Source organism: Pseudomonas sp. P129, assembly GCF_020312195.1.
Lineage (GTDB): Bacteria > Pseudomonadota > Gammaproteobacteria > Pseudomonadales > Pseudomonadaceae > Aquipseudomonas > Aquipseudomonas fragariae.
The window spans coordinates 60,203-81,560 of the sequence record NZ_JAGPYS010000016.1 but is presented as its reverse complement, the minus strand read 5'-3'; the positions used below and the strand labels follow the sequence as shown (position 1 = coordinate 81,560).

17 protein-coding genes and 1 pseudogene are annotated in these 21,358 nt (G+C 62.1%); 2 read left to right on the top strand and 16 right to left on the bottom strand.

All coding sequences use genetic code 11. The features are described 5' to 3' along the window. The 4 genes and pseudogenes from KBY02_RS24450 to KBY02_RS24435 form a co-directional block, all read right to left on the bottom strand. Positions 1-267 (bottom strand): annotated as a pseudogene (locus KBY02_RS24450) (transposase); the annotation flags it as partial. Between the two features lie 305 nt (positions 268-572). Then, complete coding sequence (locus tag KBY02_RS24445; protein WP_024638650.1) at positions 573-1,520, bottom strand: transporter; 948 nt, start codon at positions 1,518-1,520, stop codon at positions 573-575. 84 nt (positions 1,521-1,604) lie between these two features. Continuing rightward, on the bottom strand, positions 1,605-2,372 hold the full coding sequence (locus tag KBY02_RS24440) for a coniferyl-alcohol dehydrogenase (protein ID WP_024638649.1): 768 nt from the start codon (positions 2,370-2,372) through the stop codon (positions 1,605-1,607). Positions 2,373-2,458: 86 nt separating this feature from the next. After that, complete coding sequence (locus KBY02_RS24435; protein WP_058398308.1) at positions 2,459-3,940, bottom strand: benzaldehyde dehydrogenase; 1,482 nt, start codon at positions 3,938-3,940, stop codon at positions 2,459-2,461. A gap of 277 nt (positions 3,941-4,217) precedes the next feature. Between KBY02_RS24435 and KBY02_RS24430 the strand changes: the two genes are divergently transcribed. Next, positions 4,218-5,981 (top strand): sigma-54-dependent Fis family transcriptional regulator, encoded by a 1,764-nt coding sequence (locus KBY02_RS24430; RefSeq protein WP_032655720.1) that lies wholly within the window; start codon positions 4,218-4,220, stop codon positions 5,979-5,981. A gap of 49 nt (positions 5,982-6,030) precedes the next feature. On the opposite strand, the gene treS is transcribed toward KBY02_RS24430, so the two are convergent. The 4 genes from treS to KBY02_RS24410 form a co-directional block, all read right to left on the bottom strand. Continuing rightward, the gene (treS, locus tag KBY02_RS24425; RefSeq protein WP_003401001.1) at positions 6,031-8,094 is read right to left on the bottom strand and encodes a maltose alpha-D-glucosyltransferase; all 2,064 of its coding nucleotides are present in this window, start codon (positions 8,092-8,094) and stop codon (positions 6,031-6,033) included. Between the two features lie 164 nt (positions 8,095-8,258). Beyond that, complete coding sequence (locus KBY02_RS24420) at positions 8,259-8,828, bottom strand: substrate-binding domain-containing protein (RefSeq protein WP_241693253.1); 570 nt, start codon at positions 8,826-8,828, stop codon at positions 8,259-8,261. Beyond that, positions 8,825-9,124 carry a helix-turn-helix domain-containing protein gene (locus KBY02_RS24415; protein WP_003400996.1) on the bottom strand — a complete coding sequence of 100 codons (300 nt, stop codon included), beginning with the start codon at positions 9,122-9,124 and terminating at the stop codon, positions 8,825-8,827. Before KBY02_RS24415 ends, KBY02_RS24420 begins: the two co-directional genes overlap by 4 nt. Before the next feature lie 226 nt (positions 9,125-9,350). Beyond that, positions 9,351-9,956, bottom strand: coding sequence for a DJ-1/PfpI family protein (locus KBY02_RS24410; protein ID WP_054091349.1), 606 nt, complete (start codon positions 9,954-9,956; stop codon positions 9,351-9,353). Between the two features lie 142 nt (positions 9,957-10,098). Here KBY02_RS24410 and ftrA point away from each other — a divergent pair, with 142 nt between their 5' ends. Continuing rightward, on the top strand, positions 10,099-11,052 hold the full coding sequence (ftrA, locus tag KBY02_RS24405) for a transcriptional regulator FtrA (protein ID WP_003314848.1): 954 nt from the start codon (positions 10,099-10,101) through the stop codon (positions 11,050-11,052). Here ftrA and KBY02_RS24400 read toward each other — a convergent pair. The 8 genes from KBY02_RS24400 to KBY02_RS24365 are packed head-to-tail and all read right to left on the bottom strand — an operon-like array spanning position 11,012 to position 21,351. Beyond that, the gene (locus KBY02_RS24400; RefSeq protein WP_032655717.1) at positions 11,012-12,202 is read right to left on the bottom strand and encodes a serine hydrolase domain-containing protein; all 1,191 of its coding nucleotides are present in this window, start codon (positions 12,200-12,202) and stop codon (positions 11,012-11,014) included. The two genes, ftrA and KBY02_RS24400, sit on opposite strands and share 41 nt — an antisense overlap. Before the next feature lie 3 nt (positions 12,203-12,205). Continuing rightward, positions 12,206-13,360, bottom strand: a complete 1,155-nt coding sequence (locus KBY02_RS24395; RefSeq protein WP_032655714.1) for an iron-containing alcohol dehydrogenase — start codon at positions 13,358-13,360, stop codon at positions 12,206-12,208. Positions 13,361-13,384: 24 nt separating this feature from the next. Then, positions 13,385-14,029, bottom strand: coding sequence for a LysE family transporter (locus KBY02_RS24390; RefSeq protein WP_024638643.1), 645 nt, complete (start codon positions 14,027-14,029; stop codon positions 13,385-13,387). Between the two features lie 15 nt (positions 14,030-14,044). Continuing rightward, positions 14,045-15,793, bottom strand: a complete 1,749-nt coding sequence (locus KBY02_RS24385) for an FAD/NAD(P)-binding protein (protein ID WP_225650830.1) — start codon at positions 15,791-15,793, stop codon at positions 14,045-14,047. Beyond that, complete coding sequence (gene sbnB, locus KBY02_RS24380) at positions 15,793-17,850, bottom strand: 2,3-diaminopropionate biosynthesis protein SbnB (RefSeq protein WP_080277995.1); 2,058 nt, start codon at positions 17,848-17,850, stop codon at positions 15,793-15,795. The genes KBY02_RS24385 and sbnB overlap by 1 nt, the downstream gene beginning before the upstream one ends. A gap of 5 nt (positions 17,851-17,855) precedes the next feature. Next, positions 17,856-19,175 carry a lysine N(6)-hydroxylase/L-ornithine N(5)-oxygenase family protein gene (locus KBY02_RS24375; RefSeq protein WP_225650829.1) on the bottom strand — a complete coding sequence of 440 codons (1,320 nt, stop codon included), beginning with the start codon at positions 19,173-19,175 and terminating at the stop codon, positions 17,856-17,858. A 44-nt stretch (positions 19,176-19,219) separates the two neighbouring features. Then, positions 19,220-20,200, bottom strand: coding sequence for an ABC transporter substrate-binding protein (locus KBY02_RS24370; RefSeq protein WP_225650828.1), 981 nt, complete (start codon positions 20,198-20,200; stop codon positions 19,220-19,222). Next, the gene (locus KBY02_RS24365) at positions 20,197-21,351 is read right to left on the bottom strand and encodes an NAD(P)/FAD-dependent oxidoreductase (RefSeq protein ID WP_225650827.1); all 1,155 of its coding nucleotides are present in this window, start codon (positions 21,349-21,351) and stop codon (positions 20,197-20,199) included. The genes KBY02_RS24370 and KBY02_RS24365 overlap by 4 nt, the downstream gene beginning before the upstream one ends. Positions 21,352-21,358: the final 7 nt, after the last annotated feature.

Sequence of the window (21,358 nt, the reverse complement as noted above, 5' to 3'; positions counted from 1 at the left end):
CCTCGCGCTCAAGGCGTCGGCTTGACTGGATACGGTTGAGATAGCCGTAGATGTAGATCTTCAGCATGACTGCAGGATGGTAGGCCGGTCGGCCGGTCGGCCCGTTTCAGCGGGGACAGCGCTTTCAAAACCCAAGGTGATCAGGTCGAGCTCATCCACAAAGACATCGACAACGCGCACCGGATTGGTGTCGCTGACGTAATCATCGAGACTCTCGGGAAGCAAGGTACTTTGACCTCTGTGTTCACCTTGAATGAAGCGTTTCATGGGCAACCCTTGCAATGAAATCCTGGGGAATCATAGCAAAGGTTTACCTTGGGTTTTTACACAGTCTGGGCCCGGTGCGGCTAGCCTGGCGTCCTGCCAGGCTACCCCCGGATCAGCGCCAGAGCTCAGCCGTCACTAACGTCGCAATCTGCGTCGTCAGCGCCATCGCGATCAAAAAGCGCTTCTGTGGCAGCGGCTAACGGCAAGTCATGCTGTTGCGCCGCATCTGAGAGGTGTGACGCAGAGCGTCACGAACTGCATTCCAACGCGGAGCGTTGGAACGATAGTCAAAACTATCTCATGCCTTACAGCTTGTGCAGAAAATTCAGCACCAACTTATTACCTTCGGTGCGGTTTTCCGCGCCCTGTTCGAAGTAACTATTGACCGTCAGCACGTTCTCCTTGTTAAAGGCATACAGGAAGCCAGGGCCAATGGCCCAAACCTTTTCCTTGCGACCGCTGACATCATGTCCATCCACCTGGGTATCCGTGAACTGCTTGAGCCAGTAACCGTTGAGCCCCAGCGAAAGTTGCTCGTTAACCGCATATTGCAAGGTCAGGTTGGCATGCAGCGCCTGCCCTGCCTGCGTATCGGAAACATTGCCGAACCCGGCTTGCGGGTCATCATTCTTGCCGTTCCACAAATACATGAAACGTCCGCTGGCCGACCATTTCGGCGAAAACCAGTAAGTCGCGGCGTAGTACGGGTTGAATGACCAGAAATTGCTCCCGGGGTTGATCGAGCGATTGCGATCGTAGGCACCGACCGGAATCGCAATGTCCGCCTCGATACGCTGGGTCAGCAGCGGACTGCCATCGGCACGGGTGATCGTCGGCAGTTGCAGAAACGGGCCGATGACCAGATCGCCGAAACCGGCGCGCGAACTCAGGGCGGTGTTGCCCAGACCGTCATCCACGTCGACATGCGCCAACGACGTGTTGATTGCGGTAATACCCGGCATGGCCCCATTGGCCATTGGCTGACCGACGTAGATGATCTGCGTAGTCACCGCCAATACATCCACGTCCTGTTTGGGAAGTTGCAGTTTGTCGCCATTCACGTCATTGAAGCGATTGGCCTTGGCATAGTTCAGATACTCCTCCAGATACCAGCCCGGCCCCGCAGGCGCCGGGGATCCGTCGTAGAAACTGGTGTTGCCCAGGTTGAGGCCGGGCAAGTCATAGGCGTATGCAGTCGATGACAGGGCGATGAATGATACGGTCGCAACGGTACGCAAGACAGACTTGGGCATCTTGTGATTCCTGTACTTATTGTTGTTGTTTTCAAGAGCCCCGACGCCACGAGCGCGTCGCCGGGGTTGCAACACGTGCAGCCATTACACGTAGGAAGCGGCCAACCCTCCATCCACCGGCAAGTTGATACCGTTGACCCAGCGCGAGGCGTCGGAACACAGGAACGTAATCACCTCGGCCACCTCATCGGCCAGCGCAGGACGCTTCATGTGCAGGCCATCGCGGGTGACCCGCTCCTGGCCAACCATGCTGACAAAGTCTCCCAGAATCGGTGTGAACACCGGCCCCGGTGCCACGCAGTTGACGCGCACCGAATGATCGCGGAACCATTCCTGCGACTGCCTGAAGCTCCAGACGATCAGCGCTTCCTTGAAATACTGGTAGCAGGTTTCATGGGCGACCGGATTGGCCGCCAGCCACTCCTGCCCTTCGCTGTAACTTTCGGTCGCGGCCAGCGCCTTGTGCAACTCCAGCCTTTCCGGCCACTGTGAACCGAGTATCGACGCCACATTGACAATACTGCCGCCCGGCGCGATGCGTGGCAGCAAACGCTGGGTCAGGTGACGCAGCCCGAGGTAATTGACCTGGGCGACCGCCTGAACGGGCGCTGTGCCGGGTACGCCGGCAATGTTGCACAGGCCGTCGATCTGCTTGGGCAAACGCTCGATCAATGCATCGATATTGTCTGGATCGGCGAGGTCCGCCTGGAAGAAACTGTCCACGGTCAACTGCGGTTCATGACGATCGATGCCGATTACCCGGGCACCCTGGAAGCGTGCCACACGTGCCAGCTCAGCGCCGATACCGGATGACACACCAGTGACGATCAGTGTTTTGTTATTCAGGTTCATAATCACGCGCTCTTATTGTTGTTGGATCACGTTTTGCCGTTGAATCACATCACTCGCTGCAATGAAGCATGGAATATCAGTCAGACTCAGAATGGATAGGCCGGTGCCTGGTTCTTCACCGTCACCCACTGCCATTGGCTGTATTCATCCCAGTCCGAGGGGCTGCCAGCACTGCTGCCGTTGCCCGACGCACCGCGCCCGCCGAACGAGTTGACACACTCATCGGCCACTGTCTGATCGTTGATGTGCAACATGCCGCACCTGAGTCGGTCGCCAATTGCCGTCGCGCGGCCGACGTCCGGGGAAATCACCGCAGCCGCCAGGCCATACTCGGAACGATTGGCCAGTTCGATGGCTTCCTCGTCTGTGGAAAAACTGACCACAACGGCCACCGGGCCAAAAATCTCTTCGTCGAATGCGCGCATGCCGGGTTTCACGCCGCTGAGCACAGTCGGGCGATAGAACAGGCCTTCATACTCGCCACCGGTTTCCAGTCGCGCACCGGCCTGCAGGCTGTCACTGACGACTTGATGCACGTGCTGCAACTGCCGTTTGTTGATCAGCGGCCCCAGAGCAGCCTCACCGCGTGCCGCGTTACCCACCGTCAGCGCCCGCGCCTTGTCCGCCAGCTTGCGGGTCAGGTCGGCGACAATGGATTCGTGCACCAGGATCAGCCCGGTGGCCATGCAGATCTGCCCCTGGTGCAGCCAGGCACCAAACGCCGCATTGCTGGCGGCCAGATCAAGGTCGGCGTCTTCGAGAATGACCAGCGGATTCTTGCCGCCCAGCTCCAGCGACACTTTCTTCAGGTTTCGGCCCGCAGCCTCGGCAACCTTGCGTCCGGCCCCGGTCGAACCGGTAAAGGTGATCATCTGCACGTTGGTGTCGCGGCACAGCGCTTCGCCAGCATCAGCCGAACCCGGCAGCACGTGCAGCAGCCCCTTGGGCAGGCCGGCTTCCTCGAACAGCCGGGCGATCAGGAAACCGCCGCTGATCGGCGTCTGTGGATCGGGTTTGAGCACCACGGCATTACCGGCAGCAAGGGCCGGAGCGACCGAGCGCAGGGACAGTACCAGAGGAAAATTGAACGGCGATATCACCCCCACCACACCATGCGCAACACGCCGCGCATAGGACAGACGACCGGCCTGACTCGGCAGCATCAGACCATGGCCATGGGCCTGTGACAGCATGCCCGCTGCCTGACGCAACAACACGATGGTCTCGTTCACTTCGTGCTGGCCCTTGTGCAGGCTGCCGCCGGTCTCGCGGGCGACATACAGGGCCAGTTCATCGAACGCACAGACCGCATGATCGGCGGCCAGAAGAAATATGTCGGCCTTTTCACGCGGCCCCAGCGCCGCCCAGGCAGGTTGGGCCAGCGCGGCTTCTCGGCAGGCGACGGCAATGTCTGCGGCACCGGCCATGGCTGTGTTCATCAACAGCTCGCCGGTCGCAGGCTCGATGACGGGCAAGGAAGGAGACGAGGAAGGAATCCAGTCGCCATTGAAAACGCATTCGGCTTCAATCGCGCGTTGCAACAGAGGGGTGCCATCAGACGCTGACATATTAACTCCGGCTTTTATGGTTGTAATCGCCTGCCCCATTTGCCATGGGAAACATGCGCCGTACGTACGTCAGAGCAAAGGCTGTGCCGGGATTGTAATCCGACCATCATGTCATCACTCGACCGCTTTGGGACAAGGGTTTGCGGCGACCTTATTGAAGCGTCGAGCCCCTCAGGCAGAAACTCTACGCGGACACGCTTGTTCATTTGATGAAGTTATGTTTATTGATCAAGCCTCGATTTGATCATTTCGACCATTGCCCGGCCGAGGTACACCCATGAACAACCCTCACTGCGAGCTGCCCGATCACAGCGTCCCCACCGAGCACTTCTCGCCTCGCGGCGACAGCAGTCAGACGCACGCAGGCGACTCGCCAACCGCTGAGGAATTGACCAGTTGCCTGTTCTTCTCGCCTGATGATGGGCGCATCTGGCTTAACGACCAACGCATGATGCTGCTGCATACTTCATCGTTCGGCACCCTGCGCCGTGAAATCATCGAACGGCTGGGCCTGGAACAGGCACGCGGGATGTTCACCCGTGCCGGGTATCTGTCTGGCGCGCGGGACGCCCGATTGATTCGCGAACGCTGGCCACAGGCTGACGCCTCGTCGGCGTTTCGTGCCGGTACGCACTTGCATACCCTGGAAGGCATGACCAAGGTCGAGCCGCTGCACTTCAAATTCGACGCCGAGTCGGGGTTCTACGAGGGGGAGTTTCTCTGGCATCACTCCTGCGAAGCCGACGAACATGTTGCAGCGTATGGCATCGGCCAGGACCCGGTGTGCTGGACCGAAATCGGTTACGCCACGGGCTTTGTCAGCGGCCTGTTCGGGCAGATGGTGGTTTTCCGCGAGGTTGAATGCCGGGGCATGGGGCATGCGAACTGCCGTGTGGTCGGCAAGACCTCGGAACAATGGGGCGATGTCGAACGCGACCTGAGCTACCTGAGAGCGGTCAACTCACCTGCGCCAGTACACAGCGTCCCGACGCCAGCGGCGAGCTATGAGGCAAGCCCGCCGACCGGCACCGACCAGCCGCTGGTCGGCGCAAGCGCTGCCTTCAATGCGGCCACCCAGGCGTTGCAACGGGTGGCGATGACCCCGGCAACCGTATTGATCAGCGGCGAGTCCGGAGTCGGCAAGGAAATGTTCGCCCGCCAGTTGCATCAGCTCAGCCGCAACCGCGAAGGCCCGTTCGTTGCACTCAACTGCGCAGCCATCCCCGACAACCTTATCGAGGCCGAGCTGTTCGGTGTGGAGCGAGGGGCTTATACCGGGGCAACGCATTCCAGAGCCGGGCGTTTCGAGCGCGCCAACGGTGGCACGCTGTTTCTGGATGAAATCACCTCTCTGAGCCTTGCCGGGCAAAGCAAGCTGCTGCGCGCCTTGCAGGAACGCGAGATCGAGCGCGTCGGCGGGGTGCACGGCATCAAGGTCAACGTTCGAGTGGTGGCGGCGACCAATGTCGACCTGCGCAAGGCGGTGGCCGAGGGCGATTTCCGCGAAGACCTGTTCTATCGCCTGAACGTCTACCCGATCGCCCTGCCGCCATTGCGCGAGCGCCGCGATGACATTCCGCTGCTGATCAATTTCTTTCTCGGGCGCTTCTGTCAGGAGTACGGCAGGACGCCGGCCGGATTGACCATGCGCGCGCTGAAGACCCTGCTGGGTTATGACTTTGCCGGGAATGTGCGCGAATTGCAGAACCTGATCGAGCGCGGCCTGATTGCCAGTGATGAAGGCCAGGCCATCGATCTGGTGCATATTTTCCGCAACGAATCGTTACCACAGGACACCTACTCGCTGAATCACCATGGAGCACTGCGTCAGGCATCGACTGCGGGCGCACAGCAGGCACCTGCTACCTCGCTGCTGGATTCCCTTAATCAGCCGGATCAGGCGTTCTCCATCGACGAGCTTGAACAGTGCCTGATCCAGGAGGCGCTGGACAAGAGCGAAGGCAACCTGGCGGCGGCCTCGCGCTTGCTGGGCCTGAGCCGCGCCCAGTTTGCCTACCGCCTGAAAAAGCGCCAGCCCTGAACAGCCTGATTCAGTTTCACGCGCAGCCAGTCCGGCTGCGCGTGACACCTCAGAGTGGCAAGGCGCTGACCACACGCAGAGCCAGCCCTTCGTAGGCATCGAGGGTGATGGTGAACTCGCCCTGCTCGGTCAGATCGCCTTCAACACGCTCGTTGATGATGTCAACCACCGGACCCGGCGCAATGCCAGGCAACTGCAGCGTTTCGACGATCGTCTCCGCGCTGAAATTAAGCGCAGTGATCTGCGTGCCCTTGCCGGCCGGCAGCTCATGGACCATGACCAGCAGCCCTGGATGCTCGACATCAGGAATCAGAATCTGACGGCTTGCCGCGATGTCATAGGCGCGGCGCACAGCGAGAATCTTCTTGAGCTGCGAGGCAAACGAATCTGGACGCTGGAGTTGAGTGACCAGGCTGCCGTACAACGTCTTGGGACGCGGCATGTCACCGGCAGAAAACTCGGCTTCCGGGTCGAGATCGACCAGATCGTAGGCGCCGCGGTGAACCCAGCGCGTGTCGCCATCCTGCATCAGGTGGTCGACCTGCTCGGCCGGCAGCGTCAGGGCACCGACAAGGTCCCAGCCAGACAGGGCAAACACGCCCGGCTGCATGGCGTTGTACATCACCAGCAGCAGGTGAATGTGCTGGATCTGCTGAATGTCGGCATCGGTAATGGTGCTCAGGTCACGAATGCCCAGCGCTGCAGTGATGATGCTCGCCGTGGTGCAGGAGACGCCGTTGGTGACGAACTTGAGGTTGTACGGCGCGTGTTCGCCGGACAGCTTCTCGTACATCTCCTCACGAATGTGCTCACGCAGGATGTTGCCCGGGAACGTCTGGCCCTGGTAATGGAAGGTGTCGTGGGCGTGCAGCGTCCAGAAATGCACCAGTTCCAGGGTCAGCTCATCGTGGTTCTGCAAGGCATGGATCAATGACGCCGGATCGATGCCATAGGCATGCACCTGGCGCAGCATCAGGCGCAGGAATTCAGTGGTGCCGGTCAGCAGCGCGTGTTGATAGGCCGGTCGGGTAATGAAGTCATAGGACAGATCCGCGCCACCCTGCCCCATGGAGGCAATGTCATCGATGGTCAGGTTCAGCTCCTGGAAGCTGAAGCCGCCGGCCTTGCGTATCGCGCCGGCCAGAAGCTGGTTGCCGGTGATCGACAGCGGATGGCTTTCCGACCAGGCGGTGCCTTCGGCGCGACGTTCGACGCCAAGGAAACCGTTGGCGTCCAGGCGCAACACCCGGGCGCCCATGACATCGATGGCATGCAGCGCGTCACCGATGATCATCTGCTGCGCGGCGAAGCTGGGGTCCAGCCAGTTCAGGGAGGGCTGGCCGTCCTTGAAGTAATGCAGGTAAACCCAACGGCGGGCCTTGCCATCAACGCCCTGTACCACGTCGGTGGCGCTCCAGTCGGTTTCCTTGACCCCGGGCTCGAAGAAAATCACCCGCTGCAACTGGCCGACGATGTAGTGCTTGTCGCGCAGCTGATCCACCACATCGGGCATCAGGTTGACCGCATCGCGACCCGCTGGCACTTCAGGCAACAGCTGCCAGTCTTCCTCACGAATCTCGACCATGTGGAACAGGCCGGGATAATCCTCGTACGCCATCTCGGCCAGGCGGAAGTCTGCGCCCTTGCCGGTGTGCGACGGGATGATGTCGTCGATGATCACCGCGTTGTGCGCTGCGGCAATGCGCGTCAGGCTCAACAGTTGCGCTTCGGTACCCAGGTCCGGGTCGATGCCGAAACTGATGCGGTCGAAGTTGCCATCGATACTCGGCGTGCGCTCGCGCCCCTGCAGTCCGCCGGACAGCTTCAGCGGCCCGTTGTGAATGCCCTGAATGCCGATTTCCGACAGTGCATGCCACAGCGTTTCATCACCCAGCGCTTCGAGCACCGAGCCGCCTTCGCGGGTAACGATTGAGGCCGGGTAGGCGGTGAACCAGACCGAGGCGATAGCGGAGGCGTCTCTGGGACGTGCAAGGGCGAAAGGACGCTGCCAGAGCCTGCCCTGCCCCGAATAGGTCTTGGCGCGCTGTCTTGCGGCGTTCAGCATCGATTGCTCGACCAGCCATTCCACGTACTGCTTGTCCGGTATCGTCATAGCGTTCAGTCTTCCTCTCGAATCGGCGACCTGAGACGCCCCGCGTGCGGAGCGTCCTGAATGTATTGCTTACGGATATGAGCCTTGCCGGCCCGATTCGTTGCATTCGTATCGCGTTCAAAGGTTCGTTGAGGGCACTGTGACAGTGTTTTGTGACACCTCCGTCAATGAGCCTGAGGGTTCGAGGCCGGTGGTTTTTTCAGTGCCTGAACCACGGCATTGGCGGCGTTGGACAGCAATGAGGCAGGCCGCGCCACAACGCAGATCTGGCGCATCACGGTCAGCGGCAGCGGGATCGACTCCAGCTCGCGAAGCCGTCCGTTCAACAGCGCGCCAGGCACAATCGAGATGCAATGGCGCTTGGCAACCAGGTCCAGCAGCGTGTCCAGGCAACTGAGTTCGCCGCGTTGACTGAGCCGTACCTGTGCCGATGCCAGTTGCTGGTGCAGGCGCTCCACGCCTGGATGCCGCCAGGCCACATAACGCGACACCTGCGCAAGCTCGGCGAAACACTGCGCTGCCCCCTGCTTGCTGCGCGCCGCCACCAGTACGTAGTGGTCCGACCAGCAATGGTGCTCGAGGTAATGCTCGTCCAGCACAGCACCCGGCAGGATGAGAATATCGGCCACGCCTTTTATCAATGCGTCCAGCGACGGATGCTGTTCGCTGCGGTGCAGCACGTTCAGATGAATATCGGGGTAATGATGGGCGAGAAAGTCCAGCGAGGTACTCAGGCCGGTCTCGCGGATGTGCGAGTGGTAATGAATGGTGACGCTGCCACTGACCCCATTTTTTTTAGTTGTTCGAGCGTGGCCATGATATTTCCCAGGGTCTGGCTGATGACCTTGCCTTCAGGGGTAAGCGTGCAGCCTGTGCGGCTGCGAATGAACAGGCGTTTTTCGAAAAAATCTTCGACTTCCTTGATCGCATAGCTGATGTTCGACTGGCTGCAGCCCAGAATGGCGGCGGCCTCGGAGAACGAACCGTGCTGTGCGACGGTTTGAACGACTTTGAAGAAGTGGGTTTTCATGTGTCCTGCACTCTGGTTTTGCAAAGGTGGGTGCGGCCCTGCCGCTGAGCCAAAGGCTCGGGAATACAGGAAACCCCCGCCGAAACACCGAGCTGGCCGGTTTATCGGCTGTTCGAATGAATGTCTCAAGCGGGGGTAAGGCGGACGCTGGCTATCGCGTTGAAGCGCTGGCTATGCACATGTCGCGCACATAGCCTCTTCAGGGGTATCCGCAGCGCGACTGGACTCAGTCGTTCTCGGTCCAGTCGAAATCCATTTGCAGCGCGGTACGTTCGGCCAGCTCACGGCTGTGCAGACGCTCGACCAGGTGCAGACTCATGTCGATACCGGCGGAAATACCTGCCGAGGTCACGAACGAGCCTTCATCGACCCAGCGCAGCGTGCTGAGCACATCCACCGATGGGAACATTTCCTTGAGGTCGTCGATGTCTTCCCAGTGGGTGGTCACCTGCTTGCCGTCCAGTTTGCCGGTCCTGGCCAGCAGGAAGGCGCCGGTGCATACGGCAGCGACCACGCGGCCAGGCTCCGACTGATCGCTGATCCAGTGAATCACGTCGGGCTTTTCCAGTTCAGCGGTCACGACGCCACCCGGAACGATCAGGCAGTCGACGGGCGGATGGTCGTTGATCGAGAAATCCGGATCGACCTTGAGCCCGGCGCGGGCACGCACTGACGCGGTGCTGCGGCCAATGGTGAACACGTTGAACAACTGCCGGTCATCACGGCTGTTGCGGGCGTGCATGCGGGTTGCGGTGGTGAATACTTCATAGGGGCCAGCGAAGTCGAGAACCTCGACGTCGTCATAAACGTAGATACCGATATTGAGTGGCACGAGTTGGCTCCAGGGCCTGCATGGCAGGCCACTTGCATCATAGTGAGGGTTAAGCGGGTTTCAGCGGTGACACAGAGCAGATTACTCAGTAGCATCACGTCAAACTACTGGCTGAAATGCCAATATCCGGTAACATCGCGCCATGAAAAATCATCTCGTCGTCGCACTCATCTACAACCAGCTGTGCACCTTCGAATTTGGCTGCACGGTTGAAGTCTTTGCGCTGAAAAGACCCGAGCTGGGCGTCAGTTGGTACGAGTTCGCGACCTTCCCGGTCGACGACGGCCCGATCACCGCTGCCGGGGGCATCACCATCGTGCCCACACCCGGCGAGGTGCTGCTGGAAAACGCCGACACGATCATCGTGCCGGGCTGGCGCGGGGTTGAATCAGAGGTTCCGCAACGGCTCATCGAACAGCTCCAGGCGGCTCATGCACGCGGCGCGCGAATCTGCTCGATCTGTACCGGGGCCTTCGTCCTGGCGGCGGCCGGTCTGCTCGACGGGCACAAGGTGACGACCCACTGGCGCTACACCGACCTGCTGGCCACCATGTACCCGGGCCTGACCATTCAGCCCAACGAACTGTATGTGGATCAGGGCAGCATCGTGACCGCAGCAGGCTCGGCCGCCGGGCTGGACATGATGCTGCATCTGGTGCGCAACGATCACGGCTCGCGCGTTGCCAACATGGTTGCGCAGCGCATGGTCATTCCGCCGCATCGCGAAGGCGGACAATCGCAATATGCATCCCGGCAACTGGTATCGGCCAGCGACGGGCCGATTTCCAACCTGATGGACTGGATTCGCAGCGACCTGCAGCGCCCCCATACCATCAAGGAGATGGCCTCACGCGCAGCGCTCAGTACCCGCACCTTGCACCGCAGCTTCATGGAAAGTACCGGGCTGACGCCTTACGACTGGCTGCTCGGTGAGCGCATTGCCTACGCCAAGGAACTGCTGGAATCGTCGAAATTGCGCCTGAATGAAGTGGTGGACCGCGCCGGCTTCGGCTCCGAAGAGTCGTTTCGCCGGCACTTCCGCAATCTGGTGGGCATCAGCCCGAGCAGCTACCGCAAGCAATTTGCCCGGGCCTGACCCCCAGCTTGGGGTAAAGCGCATCGACGATTGCGTCGGCAAACTCGCCCCACGCGCCGGCAACCGCCGTGTTGGTCAGGACCACCATGCTCAGCGCAGCACGCGGATCGACCCAATAATGACTGCCATACAGGCCGCACCACGACCAGGTTCCCGCCCCCTGCCGCTGCCCGGCAAGCACTGGATCGATAAGGATCATCGGCCCCAGCCCGAACCTCCAGCCGGGCCCGCGGCTGGCGATGATCGTCTGGCCGATCGCATTGCCCAGCAAGCGTGCGGTACCGGCTTCACTCAATAGCGGCGCGCCGCCGAGACGCAGGCATTCGAGCAGCCGCAGATAGTCATCAGCCGTGCCGAGCATTCCCGCCCCGCCCGACTCATACGCGCATGAGTCAAAGGCGCGGGCTGCGGACAGCCGCGCCTGGCCGCTGTCGAGCAACACTCCATCGTCATCGCCGATACGCTCCGGGCCACTGACCCCATCCTTGTAGGCGCTGGCCAGCGGACATTCCGGCAGGTGCCGGAATGAGGTCGCATGCATGCGCAGAGGCGCGGTGACACATTTGCCGATGGCTTCTGACAACGCCAGCCCCGTGGCCTGTTCGATCACTGCACCCAATACATCCGTGGCCAGCGAGTACCCCCAGGCGCTGCCGGGCTCAAACAGCAAGGGCACACGCGCCAAACGCCTCAGGTTTTCCTGCAGGTCGAACGGTACGCGATCCAGCCCGTCCGACACCCCGGCGCGCTGATAAGCGTTATCGGGCGCTTGCTCAAAGCCGTAGCTCAAGCCCGACGCGTGTGACAGCAGGTGCTGCAGCGTGATGAGCGGCTCGCGGCCATTGGCCAGATGCGGTCGAAAGGCTGGCAGCCAGTGCGTCACCGAAGCGTGCAGATCCAGCACACCCCGTTCGCAGAGCCGCAACACCGCGACCGAGGTCAACAGCTTGGTCAGTGAGGCCAGACGAAAACGCGTGCGGCGGGTGACCGGAATCTGCTGTTCACGATCGGCCCAGCCGCGCGCACTGGCGTATTCCAGACGCCCATGCCGAGCCAGCAACAGCACGCCACCGACGATCCGACCCTGCTCGACGAAACTGCGCCAGACATGGTCAAGACGCTGTATCCCCGCCTCGTTCAGGACAGCCATGGTTCACTCGCCCCTCACTGCACGGCTGAAGATCTGCGCGTAGGCCTGCGCCGAATGGCGAATCGGGTTGGTGTGCGAGCAGCCATCGGCGAAAGCCATCCGCCCGACCCGCTCGGCGTCGCGATCGTCGATACCGATCTCGCCCAGCGTATGTGGAATGCCGATCTGCTCGCGCAGTGTCAGCAGCCAGTCCATCACCCCGGAGAAACCGGGCGACGGCAACCGCAGGTAAACCGCCAGATCGTCCATTTGCGTCTGCAGCACCGAACGATTGGCCTCCAGCACGTAGGGCAGCAGGATCGCGTTCAGCAAGCCATGATGCTGGTCGTAGAGCGCCCCAAGGCTTTGCGCGATTGCGTGTACGCCGCCCAGACCGCGCTGAAACGCGGCCGCGCCGAGGCTGGAGGCCACCAGCATCTGCTGCCGCGCCTCCAGGTCCTGCCCGTCGGCGACGACACGTGGTAAAAACGCCTTGATCATCTGCATGCCCTTGACCGAAACCGCTTCGGCCATCGGGTGCCAGGCCGGCGAACACCAGGATTCCATGCAGTGGGTCAAGGCATCGGCGCCGGTGGCGGCGGTCAGGTGCCTGGGCAGGTCGAGCGTCAGCGTGGCATCCAGAATCGCGATGCGCGGCATCATGCGAAGGTGCAGAATGGTGCGTTTGACCTGCGCCTGCTCATCGGTAATCACCGACGCACGCCCTACTTCAGAGCCGGTCCCAGCCGTTGTCGGCAGCGCAATCACCGGTGCAATGCCATCCGGATCGGCGCGCAGGTGGTTGTCGTTGACGTCTTCGAAATCCCATAACGGGCGGGTCTGGCCCGACATCAGCGCGACTGCCTTGGCAGCGTCCAGCGCCGAGCCGCCGCCAAACGCAATCACACCGTCGTAGCCTCCGGTTCTGTAAGCGTGCAGCCCCTCGACGACGTTGGTGCCGGTCGGGTTGCCCTTGACCCGGTCAAACAGGCCGCAGTGGCCCAATTGATTGCGGCAGTCCTCCACGGCGCTGGTGATCATATCGGTGCTGCCGAGAAAGCTGTCGGTGATCAGCAGCGGACGTTGTATGCCGGTCACCCTGCAGGCGTCGGCCAGTTCGTTGACGCGTCCTGCGCCTGCGCGGATGGAAGTCGGGTAGTGCCAGTCGTTGCGGTGCATTCAGGTATTCCTTTACAGGTGAGTTCAGTGAGTGAGGCCAGCAGGCAGCAACCCGATCAGCAGGCGCAGACCGAAAGCGATCATGAACAGGCCGGTGACGATGTCGATGGCCTTTTTCATGCGCTGATAGCGCGTCTGTACCGCGGGGATCGAAAACAGCGTGGCGAGCAGCACGAACCAGGCAATCGCCAGCACCGCGATGATCGATACCCCCGCAGTACGTACCCACATCGGCATGCCCGGCGTGGTCACGGTGGTGAACACGCTGGTGTAGAACGCCAGCGCCTTGGGATTGGTCAGGTTGGTCAGCAGGCCGAACCGATAGGCGCGGCTCAGACTGCCGATGCCCAGCGCAGCGATGTCCCTGGGTTTGGGCTGGCTACCGGCACTGCGCAGGCTTTTGCTGCCGAGCCAGGTCAGGTAGGCACCGCCGAGCAATTGCAGGGTCGGTTGCAGCCATGGCAACTGCTGAAACACCAGCCCTAACCCGGTGGCAGCCAGCAAGGCCCAGAGAATGCTGCCCGAGGCAACGCCCAGCCCGGCACAGATGCCCTGCTGCCGCGACTGGCTGAACGAGAGTTGGGTGATCACCAGAAAGTTCGGACCGGGGCTGATGATCAGCACGATGAACGCGCCAGCGAGGGCGGTCAGCAAAGTGATTTCGTACATAGTAATAATTCCTTTTTAATTAATAGCTTGGATGGCTTTATTCAACTGAAATATGATGCTACTTGAAGTTGTGTTTGTCAGCGTATCCAGACAAGACTCGACTGCCCGGCGCGCCTCGATCAGCGCGCGACAGGTCGGATCAGGGGTCGGTACGTAGTGGTTGTAGAACGTGCAGCCTTCCACGGCGGGCCCGAGAACCCAGAGCCGCTGCTGCACCTCACCGTCGCGACCGATCGCGCGGCCCACGGCGTCGGTGTCGATGCCATCGGCAGGCCAGGCATGCGCGGCACGAATCAGCCCGCGCTTGCGCAGATCGTTGATCAACCCATGACGACTGCCCGACACGCCGCTGTGGACGACGCGGGCAGACAGGCGGTTGTGCGGCTCCTGCACGTCACTCATCGGCGGCAGAACCGTCACGACCCTGGCTTCGATCAACGCCAGCAAGTCTTCATGGCGTTCCTTCTGCGGCCCGCCGACCAGACGGTTACTCAGTCCTGCCCATGTGCCGTAGAACTCCAGCGTCGAGGATTCGGTCAGGCCGTTGTGATCGGCAACCAGACGCAATAGGTCGCGATAATCGCGCCAGACCTCCAGTGCCTGACAGATCGGGCTGTGCGCGGTGCCCAGCCGACCCAGGGCCAGGTCACGTTTGATCCAGTCGACGAACCACTGCCCGTATGTGCCTAGCGCGCCGGACCAAGGCTGGGTGATCAGCCAGTGCTCAGGCTCGAATTCATCCCACTGCTCTGCCAGACGGGCAAACACTGCCGGTCTGCTGATTGACTCGCGCAGCAGGCGCTGAACAGAGGCCAACCGCCCAGGTGCCTCCATGCGGACCCTGGCCTGATAAAACACGGCACGCATTTCATCCTTGATCAGAGGCAGCACATCGGCGCGAAAGTCGAGCCTCCCGCCTTGCTTTTGCTCGCGCAAACGGGCTATGGCGTCGGCCGTGAAAAACAGCCTCGGCAACGGTGCGTGACGGCAGGCATGCCACTGCGGCCTGGCACGAAACGGCAATCCGCTACGGGAACACATCAACACCCTGGGCTCGCGTCCGGATGGCAGGTAACGCCAGCCGGCGAAGCCGCCATCGCGCACGTAGCGCCCGCCACGCCCCTCAGTCAGATGCGCCAGCGTGTCCATGGCGGTCAGTCCCAGTCCTTCGATGACCACGCAATCACCGACGTCCTGCTGCGCGGGGTTTGCGGGCGCATGTCCGCTGGTGAGGAACACGCCGTCGACGTCCATTGCCAGACTGCCAGTACGCAGCCGGAAACCCGGCGTTTGCGACCTTGGCTGGCAGCTCAGCACCTGCTCGGCGTGGTGGCGCACCAGCACATGCGCCGGGCAGCGTTGCAGCAGAAAACGGTAACTGTCCTGCAAATAGCGCCCGAGCAGTGCACGCGGCACGAAGTCGCCAAATGCCACTGCTCTGCCCTGCCCATCCAGGCTGACATGGCCGCGCGCGTCCAGGCGTACATCCTCACGGCTGCACCATTGCAAGAAGGTCGGGCCTGGCGGTTCACACGCCGGGAAAGCCGAGGAAAACGCCGACAACTGACCGGCCATGGTGTTGAGCATCAGGTAATCCGGCTGCTGCGCAAGGTGCAGCCCGCTGCCCGGCGGCTGCGGATCGAACACGTCGATACGCAGCGGTTGCCGCACGTCTTGGCGACTCATGCCGATCAACTGCTCCAGAATGCTCAATCCGCGCGAGCCCATGCCGATAATGGCGACGGTATGCGTCTGCATGGCCATCACCAGCGCGCCGATTCAAAGAAGAACTGCGGCACCGGCAAAGCGCTGCCCTCGGCCACCGCCTGGCGATACACCCGCTGCCCCACGGCGAGGTCCAGCACACCGAGCCCGAACGGCGAAAAGATCGAAGCCTTGTCCGGACTCAACTCCACTTGCCCGGTCATCAACTGTGCCAGCGTCCCGGTAATGAACGAGCGGTGCTGATACTGCTGCACGGCGAGGTCAGGCGAGGTCTGAGCCTTGAGGCAGTGTTCGACGTCATCGAGGATGTTGTTGGCCTGGGCAATGACCTCCGGCCCCAGATCGCGTAACGAGATGTTCAGCACCCGTTGCCCCGGCTGAAACACCGGTTCCAGTACATAAGGGCTCGGCGCAGTAGTGGCGAACACCACCACATCGGCTTGCAGGCACGTCGCCAGGTCGCTCGGCTCGCTGTGCAGTCCATGACGGCTGGCATGTCCGACCAGCGCCAGCGCCGAATCCTGGTGCTGATCGAAGACGCTGACTGCGTCCATCGTCCAGCCATCGCTGACGAACATGTCGAGGATGGTGCGGGCAATGAAACCGGCACCAATGAACGACATTCGCCCGACATGGCGCTGCTGGCGGCTCATCCAGCGCGCAGCGAGCACCGCCGAGGCTGCCGTGCGCATGGCACTGATACGCGAGGCCTCCAGGCAGGCAAAAGCATAACCGGTGAGTGGATCGTTGAGAATCAGCACCGCCGAGGCGCGCTGCAGGCCCGTGTCGATATTGCCCGGAAAGCTGGAAATCCATTTGATGCCACTGACCGGCTGCTCGCCCGACAGGCTGGCGGGCAAGGCGATGATGCGATTGGCCGGTGCCTGCGCAAAGCGCAGAAAGTAACTGTCGGGATTGATCGTTTGGCCAGCCTCATGAGCCAGATACGCCGCCTGCACGTCATCGATGCAGGCCAGCGGGTCCGCCGCCAGCAGGCGCGCAACCACCTCACCATCGACCACATGGAACGCCGCGCGCTTCAGCCGCTCGGCGGCCAGCCAGACCGTCCAGCTTGAATGCCGGGAAAGCGCAGGCGCTGCCATGCTCTCCGGAGATGTCTCGGCCACTGGTGAGGACAGGTCTGCCAGGGTCATGCTCAGCACTTCGCGGCCAAACCGCTGTTCGACCCAGTGATCATCGTACAGCGTGTCGAGGTAGCGCTCGCCCCAGTCCGGCGATAACGCCACCACCACCGAACCGGGCTCGATGCGCTCGCGCCAGGCATGCACCGCAGCGATCACCGTCGCGGTGGACCCGCCGACCAGCAGGCCCTTGCTGCGCGCCAGAATGCGGCACATGGCGACGGTGTGTGATTCCGGGACCATTTCCAGCGCATGAATGCCATCGGCATTGAAGATCGGCGGGCGCTGGCTGGTGCCCAGTCCAGGAATGAAGCGCCGGCTGGCCGGGGTGTCGAAGGTCACCGAGCCGACGCTGTCCACAGCAATGATTCGGGTGGTCGGATGATGGCGCTGAAAATGCTGAATGCAGCCCATCAAGGTGCCAGTGGTCCCGGCACCGACGAACACATAATCCACATGGCCGAAATGCTGGCTGATCGAACGCGCCGTGGTTCGCGCATGGGCACGCGGGTTGGCCGCATTCTCGTATTGATTGAGCCAGACATAGCGCGGGTCGCTGGCCACTTTTTCACGAATCAGCTCGATGCGCGTCCCGAGGAACCCGCCGTTGGCGTCCGGGATTTCGACCTGGATGACCTCGGCGCCGTAGCTGCGCATCATGCGGATGTTGTGGCTGGAGCTGTTGGGGTCGACCACGCAGGTAAACGGGATGCCCCGTTCAGCGCAGATCATCGCCAGCGCCACCCCGAGATTGCCCGACGAGGACTCGATCAGAATCGTGTCCGGGCCCAGCAGGCCCCGCGCCTGAAGGTCATTGATCAACCCCACGGCAGTCTTGAGCTTGATCGAGCCTGCCGGGTTGAGTGATTCCATTTTCAGGAAAAAATCGGCGCCCAGGCCAGTCACCTTGAGGAAGGCCTGATCGTGAACGATTTCGCAAAGAGAGTTGTACATGGGCTTCACTTCCACTGTGCCAGCAAAGGTTCGGCTGCCGGTGCTACGGCCTGCTGAAGAGCGGTGGCGATACGCTCGGCGCGCAATGCCATCAGTGAAAACGACTGACTGTCACTGATTCCGTGGCTGCGTTCGGAAAGGCCGTTGACCCAGATATTCACGTCGCACTCGCCTTGGGTGGCGACCCGATAATCCCGATCGATGAGCAAACCACCGTCGACATCGGCCTGCAGCCATGGCTGCAAACCACTCAACAACGGCGGTATCAGGTACTGCTGATACCCGGTGCCAAGCACCACGGCATCGACCTCAAGCACCTGGGTGCGCTGGCTGAAGGTGTCGGTCAGCTCGACCCGGTAGCCTTCGGCGACGGGCTCTATGGCGCTGATCACGCTGTAGGCGTAGGTCTGCAGGCGTTTGCGACCGGCAATGGCGTCTTCGTAGATCAGCGAAAACAGCTTCTGGCTTTCGTCCGGGTCGATCCCTGCGTAATTGGTCGAGCGGCTCCAGTCGAGAAAACGCTGCCGCGCGGCGGGGTCCAGGCTATGGAAATAGTCGACGTGATCCGGAGCGAATACCCGGTTGGGAAACTGGCCCAGCTGGGTGAGTTTGAAACCGGCCGAGCGATGCACTGAATGCACCTCGATGCCGGCGTCGCGGCTGACCAGTTCCAGCACCGACTCACTGGCGCTCTGCCCAGAACCGAGCACCAGCCAGCGCTTGGGCAGGTGCTCGCCGAAGGCTTGCAGGCGGCTCAGAAACTGCGACGTGTGAAACAGCGTCGGGCCGATCAGCGCCTCGAACGCGGGCGGAATACGCGGAGCACTGCCGCTGGACAGCACGACATTGCGCGTCGTGAAACAGGTATCCGCCGTGCACACGCGTAGTTCATGCAGGCGCCCATGACGCAGCACCGGGTCAATGCCTGTAACCGGCGTGTTGAAGCAGGTCTGGCTGTCCACCTGCGCGGCGACCCAGGCCAGATAATCCGACCATTCATGGCGACTGGCCGGGCGGCCCAGCAGGCCGAAATCGAACATTCGCCCGTGTTCCTTGAGGTACATGGCGAACGAGAAGCGGCTGCGTGGATTACGCGGGGTCACCAGATCGCGAAATACGTGATGATTGATGTCCGTTCCGGCCAGCAGCAGTTCGCGATGCCATTGGCTGTCCTGCGCAGCTTCCAGATAGCGAACGGACAGCGCGCCCAGCGGGTCATTGGCCTCTCGCGCATCGGCGAACGCGCAGGCCAGCGCGATACCGGCCGGACCGAAGCCGATACAGACGGCGTCCGAATGCAAGGTGTGTGGTGTCGAGTTACCCATGAAGTTCCGGTCCTTAGAGTTGGTGTAAAGCGGTGTTTTGGGTGCTATGGGGCGATGCGGCTCAGCCCGGTGGGGCCTGGCGTCCAGAGGCAGGTCGTCGCGCTGCGTAGCTCGCCCTGATCGAAGCTGACCGTGCCCAGCGGTGTGTTGAAGGTGCTGTGCCGAAACGCATCCGGCAGTTGCGCGGCGCGAAGACCGGCGCGGGCCACCTCGGCCAGCACGTAAAGCATCAGCAGGCTTTCGCGAAAGTAGGTCTGCGGTTCGGCAGCGAACAGCGACCGGTGCAGTGCCTGGGCCTGACAGCGATGTCCAGCGCTGTCGGGGGCTGCGAAGCCGATCACGAAGGTGTTGCTGTCGTGCGCTGCGGCGCACCCCAGATACGGCGAGGCAGCGTCGTCGGTCAGCACCAGCGGTCGAGTACTGTCGGCCTGCCGCCGCGCTTGCCAGTGCTCGCGACTGGGTTTGAGGCGTCCGGCAAACACCTCGACATCGGCCTGGTCGAGCTCGTCGACACGTTGCAAACCGGCACCTGCCAGTGCCGCGCTGATGGCGATGCACAAGGCCCGACCGTGAGCACTGTCGTCGGCCTGAACATGCACGCGCAGCCACTGACGAGTCTCCAGCCAGCTGACCAGATCCGCCGCCAGTTGCCGGTCCGCGGGGCAGAAACGAAAGACGTTGGGGTGCTCCAGGGTCAGGCAATCGATCGTTGCTGCGGGGGTCAGCAGGGCAATACCGGCGTGCCGATACAGCGGCGCGGCAGCAACGGCTGCATCCGAAGAGAAATGACCGATGACCAGATCGGCCTTCCAGTCGATCATTTGCCGAGCCACATCGGCCCCGCGAACGGCATTGGCAGCGTCGTCGAGAAAGCGCCACTGCACCCGCTCAAGCCCCGGCATGCAATTGCGCGCCACCGCCAGCGCCCTCAAAAAGGTCCGTGCATGCGGCGTGTCGTCGGGGTCGAACAGAGCGCTGACCCCGACCCGCAAACCCGGCAGACGCGAGTCGACCGAGGACGTCATGACTGCACGCTCGCCAGCGCGAGGTCTTGTGCTGAAAAGCCCGGCATCGACCTGCCTGGCGACAATGCCGACCAGCCAGAGCAAGCGCGATCCTTTCCAGCCAGATGCCTGCGCAGTTGCTCGACAGCAATGTGCGCCACGCCGGGCGCGAACTTGAAGCCCAGCCCGGACATGCCTGCGGCCAGATACACCGGGCTGCGCTCGGCGCAGAACCCCAGCATCGGCCGACCGTCGGCGCTGTAGCTGTCGAAACCGGGCAACACATCAAGCACATGCGGCTTGCCGGCCGAGGCGCACACTTGGGCGACGCGTTTGCAGGCGTCTTCGCTATGCCGTGCATCGGGCTGCGCAAGGTGCTCGGGCCACAGGCCGCTGTCACGCACGCCACAGCCGGTCTGCACGATATGCCGAGTCAGCGGTATGCCGTAGCTCTGGGTAACCGCATCAATTACCGGCATTGACCAGTCGCCTTCGGTCAGCACCCGGGCAAGGGGAATCGAGCGTGCTTCCAGCCCCGAGTGCGGCACCAGGTGCTGGCTCCAGGCACCGGCAGCGACCACCACGGTCCGGCAACGCAGCGTGGCGCTGCCCAGGTCGATGTGCACAAGGTCGGGCGCCCGGCAGTCGATGGACTTGATCTCGCGATGCTCCAGCAGCAAGCCCTGCTGGCGTACCGACTGACACAGCGCGGCGACGGCCTGACGCACATTGCCGACGCAGGCGCGCGGCTCGAACAGATTGACCCGTTCCAGCGCCGGGCAATGCGGGTAGCGACTGCCATCAAGCTCGTGACCTGACAGCAGGCGCATCGGGTAGCGTTCGCTGCCGTACTGGTCGATGGCGCGGTGCAGGTTATCCAGCTGGTCCGTGGCGGCCCGGTAAATCACCCCGGTACGCCGCAACGCACTGGCGTAAGTGGTCGCAAAAACGCCGTCGTCCATCAGGCTGATGGAATAGGCGGCCAGCTCCATCAGCAGCGGATCGCTGTCATACAGGCGAACCAGGCCGCCGGAATAGCCGCTTGCGCCCAGGCTGCCGGCTGCGCCCTTGTCGATCAGCGCGACCGACACACCGGCGCTGCACAGCTTCGCCGCGATACTGGCGCCGGTGATCCCGGCGCCAATGACCGTTATCTCATAATCGATAAACATTGTCGTG